Annotated in this window: 4 protein-coding genes; 2 read left to right on the forward strand and 2 right to left on the reverse strand. The window is 48.2% G+C overall.

The features are described 5' to 3' along the window. Positions 1-69: 69 nt before the first annotated feature. The gene (locus BOO20_RS01750) at positions 70-891 is read left to right on the forward strand and encodes a hypothetical protein (protein ID WP_076789860.1); all 822 of its coding nucleotides are present in this window, start codon (positions 70-72) and stop codon (positions 889-891) included. Between the two features lie 229 nt (positions 892-1,120). Beyond that, on the forward strand, positions 1,121-1,630 hold the full coding sequence (locus BOO20_RS01755; RefSeq protein WP_076789863.1) for a hypothetical protein: 510 nt from the start codon (positions 1,121-1,123) through the stop codon (positions 1,628-1,630). Here the strand turns inward: BOO20_RS01755 and BOO20_RS01760 are convergent. Together BOO20_RS01760 and BOO20_RS01765 are read right to left on the reverse strand one after the other, a co-directional pair. Beyond that, entirely contained in the window at positions 1,596-3,410 is a 1,815-nt protein-coding gene (locus BOO20_RS01760; protein ID WP_076789866.1) for a HAMP domain-containing sensor histidine kinase, read from the reverse strand. The genes BOO20_RS01755 and BOO20_RS01760 overlap by 35 nt on opposite strands. 44 nt (positions 3,411-3,454) lie before the next feature. Further along, positions 3,455-4,048 (reverse strand): hypothetical protein, encoded by a 594-nt coding sequence (locus tag BOO20_RS01765; RefSeq protein ID WP_076789870.1) that lies wholly within the window; start codon positions 4,046-4,048, stop codon positions 3,455-3,457. Positions 4,049-4,102 lie beyond the last annotated feature (54 nt).

A 4,102-nucleotide genomic window follows, 5' to 3' on the forward strand; every position in this document is an offset into this window, starting at 1 on the left:
TTCACAGCAATTACGCCTCTTTTAATACCTCGTAGCTCTGCTGCGAGGATTCTTTATTGCGGAGGCAACATGAAAAAAACATCTGGTTTATCCCTGCTTTTCCGGATTTCTGTTCTGCTTGGCCTTTTTCTCAATATCTCCGGGGTTGTATTGGCAAACAACATCATTGCAGCCTACAACATAGCCCAGCAAGGCGTTACGATCAGAACCCTGAATTTGGTGCAGGTTGGCGTGATCCCGACTCTCCACCCCGTCAATGGCGTTGCGGCAGGTCCGGATAACAATGTCTACATGGTCAATAAGAATCACATCTATAACTATTCAATCACCACAGGATCTCAGCTAAAGGATATGCAGTTTCCTGACGACAGGATAAATTACACAGATATTGCTGTTCGCGGTAACAGGGTTTACGCATCATACAACGGTTCTCAGTTGGGATTTACTGTTCGCGATCTTGGTTTGAATCAACTCGCTTTTTACCAGACCGGCTTCAGCATCAATGGTATTGCAGCAGGGTTAAACAATGATCTCTATCTGGCATCCGGCAACAGATTGTACCGGTATAGCACAAACGGCGTACTTCTTAAGGTCATGACCTTTCCTGATCCGGGAATTATCTATACCGATGTTGCAGTTATCTGCGGAAGGCTTCTTGCCACATACAGTGGCTCACAAAAAGGGTTCACCATCAGGGATCTCGTCACTCTGAACCAGTACTCGTTTGTCCAGACCCCGTTCGATATCGGTGGAATAGTTGGTGGCTCAAACAATGACGTCTACATCAGTGGAGCAAACAAGCTCTACAACTACACGCTTACCGGCCAGCCGATTCAGTCATTCACCTGGACGCCGCAACCTACTCTTGAGTACGGTGACATGACCCGTTAGGCTTTAGCTCATTTGAGATTTGCCCGCTGGTATGTATTGCAAGGTATAAAGCCGGCGGGCATTTTTCAGCACTCCCCTCGTTTTTGATCCACTGCACGTTATCGTTTACACCGCGTTTCGATTATATTTCATGCTATACTTATAGCACATCACTATATCAGGCATAAGCGGTTTATAACATGGATCGTCCGTATAGTTCGATAATGTATTTAATTTCAAGAGTATAGCTATGCCGAACCTGTCGCCGAAAGGGGTAAAATGGCTGAAAGGGTTTCATCTCATTGCTGTTGGCTCATGGATAGGAGGAGCAATCTCCCTTCTGGCACTCTATTTCCTGAAACGTGATGTGACTGACGGCGGGGTTTTGTTCGGAATAAACCGGAGCATTCATCATGTCGATATGAACATCGTGGTAGTTCCCGGTGCCATCGGAAGCCTGCTCACCGGCCTCTGCTACTCCATCTTTACCCAATGGGGATTCTTCAAACACAACTGGCTGACCTTCAAGTGGATTGTAACTCTCACGGCAATTCTTTTCGGAACCTTCTGCCTTGGCCCCTGGGAGACCGCCATGATGGAGATTTCCGGAAAAATCGGCATCACGTCACTCTCTGATCCCGCGTACCTCTACAATCAGCAGATGAACCTCATGTTCGGCACCCTTCAGGTTCTGGTGCTGCTCATCACCATCTTTATCTCTGTTTTCAAGCCCTGGAAGGGGAAAAAACAGGCAACGTGAAATGAAAAATGGAGCCGGTTTCGGGATTGCTCTCAGCGCCAACAGTCCCGCCATGAGCCTCTACAATCTCCTTGACAATGGAGAGCCCCAGCCCGATTCCACTCTCGTCCCGCTGTCCGGGCACCCGGTAAAACTGTTCAAAAAGGTGCTCCAGATGTTCAGAAGCGATACCCTCACCGCTGTTTGCAACAGAAAACCTGACGTTATCCTCATCTTCACAAGCACTTACGGTTATTGATCCCTCAGGTGGAGTAAATCGCAGAGCATTGGACAAAAGATTGGCAAAAACATGGCGGATTCGCTCCGGATCGGCCATAACTTCCGATACTCCTTCCGGAACCGTGTTTACAAGATTCACCCGTTTGTCGCGGGCTTCTGCTGTAAATGGATCGACACCTTCTGTCGCGAGACGAAAAGGAGATGCCGGCTGAATGTTCAAATGTGCTTTACCGGACTCTATCCTGTTGAGGTCGAGCAGATCATCAAGTATATGTGAGAGTCGTTCACTCTCTTCACGCGCAGCCAGCAGCAGCTCGGCCTGTTTGCTGTTCAGCGTGCCGATGCGCTCTTCAAGCAGAAGATAGATCGACATTCTGAGTGAAGTAAGCGGTGTTCGAAGCTGATGGGAAACGGTCGCAATAACACTTCGTTTCAGCTCAAGCTGCTCTATAATCTGCGTGACATCCCTGAGAATCAGGGCTGTTCCGGCGGGTACAGGCACTGCCTGTGGCAGAAAAAAGCTCTCCCGGTTTCCGGCAAAATGCTGGATATAGCGCTTGTTCCCGAGCGTGTCACCGCCATACTCCTGCTTTTCCTTGTTCTGCAACAACTCCGTCATCCACTCGTGTCCAAGATCATAAACATTTACGCCGGGCTTCAGACCAAAATAGTTCTCCGCATTTTCGGTCGATACTTCAATCTCTCCGTTCTGGTCGAGTACAGCTATCGGCACAGGCAGAGCCTTGAACACCTCCTGTGTGGCACTTCGGGTTCTGAGAAGGGTATCCATATCGGTTTTACGCATCTTGCGCAAGGTCGCCGCCATGTCGTTAAATGACCTCGAGAGCTGTCCGATCTCATCGTTTGAGGTGGTGTCAAGCACCAGATCAAGGTTCCCCCTGCTGATCTCTTCAGCAGAAGCGATCAGTTTTTTAATAGGCATGAGAATCCAGCGATGTGCCTGAGAACTGAAGAGAAGCGCAATAACAGCACAGGCCAGAATTACGGCAAGCATCGTGTTATGAGCAGATGCCGCCATGCGGCGTGCACTGTCATTGGCCCGGTTCATATTCGCCTGGTTCATCTCAAGAACCTCTCCGGAAAACTGTTTGATTTCCTGAAAGAGTGGCAGAAGAGTCTGGAAATATCGTTTCTGCCTAAGTGAAAGATCCCGGGACTGGTCAGTAACAAGATCAATAACCCTGGAATATTCGATAAAGAGTGCCCTGATACGCATCGCTTTCTGATGTTCGCCGGGCAAGGTAATGTTACCAAGCTCGATCTGCAGTGCATTCCGGAAGTTCTTTTCATGCAGCCGGATTGAGATCAATCCCTCATCGTAATGACCGGTAAAAGTCAAAAGAACACCCCGGTCAATCTGCTCCAGAGACTCTTTCATTTTCTGGCAAGCAATCACACTCCGATAGTTTTGCCGGAGAATGATGTCAATTGCTCCGCCAAGTGAATCTATCTGTCGGATCGTGAGCGCACCCATGACAAGCACCAGAACAAGCAATCCGCTGAATCCGAGCAAAAGTTTCTGACGTATCCCGATGATCATGAGCCTCCGTTACCGTTAGGAGTTGCGGGTGCAGAGATGGAGTGTCAAACCTTGATCGGCAAAATCACAAAGGGAATGCCGTAAACATAGAGGTTCCTCTGTATGGCAAAAACCGTGTAATTGTGCAGCCAGCGGTCCATCAGGGACTCTTTGCTGAAGACAAGCTGACCTCCGAAAAAGACGATATCCGGAAACTTTTCGGTAATAGCAGGAACAAGCTTGTTGACTTCGTCAACCACATCCGTTCCGATGGAGTAGTATGCTTCCGAATAGTAGCCGTGCGCTTTCATATAGTCCATGTATTTGGATGTCTCGTTGCGAACAAAACTGCCGAGATGGTCAATTTCATCCGCCCCCTTGAAGTTTCCGGCATCAATGGAGCCGATTTCAACAAACACATAATTTTTGTAGCTGTTTCCAAAGAGACGGAAGACGCTGAAGAGCGTATGCAACCCAAGTCCATTAAAGCCGTTAACAAGTATAGCTGCGGTTTTGCCCTTCGGATCAAAAACAGGGTCCGGAGTGGATTTATCACTCTCCCTGTCGTGAACATCCGAGCCCGACAGCACTGCCGCTTCAACAATTACTTCAAGCCGTTTCAGCGAATGAGCGGTTTTGTTATAGTGATTCTTGATCACTGGTGTCCAACTGTTGAAAAAATAAATCCCTGTAGGTTATGATAATAAAATAGA

This window comes from Chlorobium sp. KB01 (genome assembly GCF_001975465.1).
Taxonomy (GTDB): domain Bacteria; phylum Bacteroidota; class Chlorobiia; order Chlorobiales; family Chlorobiaceae; genus Chlorobium.

Excerpts from the sequence above, each read along its gene's own strand:
- BOO20_RS01750 (WP_076789860.1), top strand. The coding sequence starts at position 70 with ATGAAAAAAACATCTGGTTTATCCCTGCTTTTCCGGATTTCTGTTCTG.
- BOO20_RS01755 (WP_076789863.1), top strand. The coding sequence starts at position 1,121 with ATGCCGAACCTGTCGCCGAAAGGGGTAAAATGGCTGAAAGGGTTTCAT.
- BOO20_RS01760 (WP_076789866.1), bottom strand. The coding sequence starts at position 3,410 with ATGATCATCGGGATACGTCAGAAACTTTTGCTCGGATTCAGCGGATTG.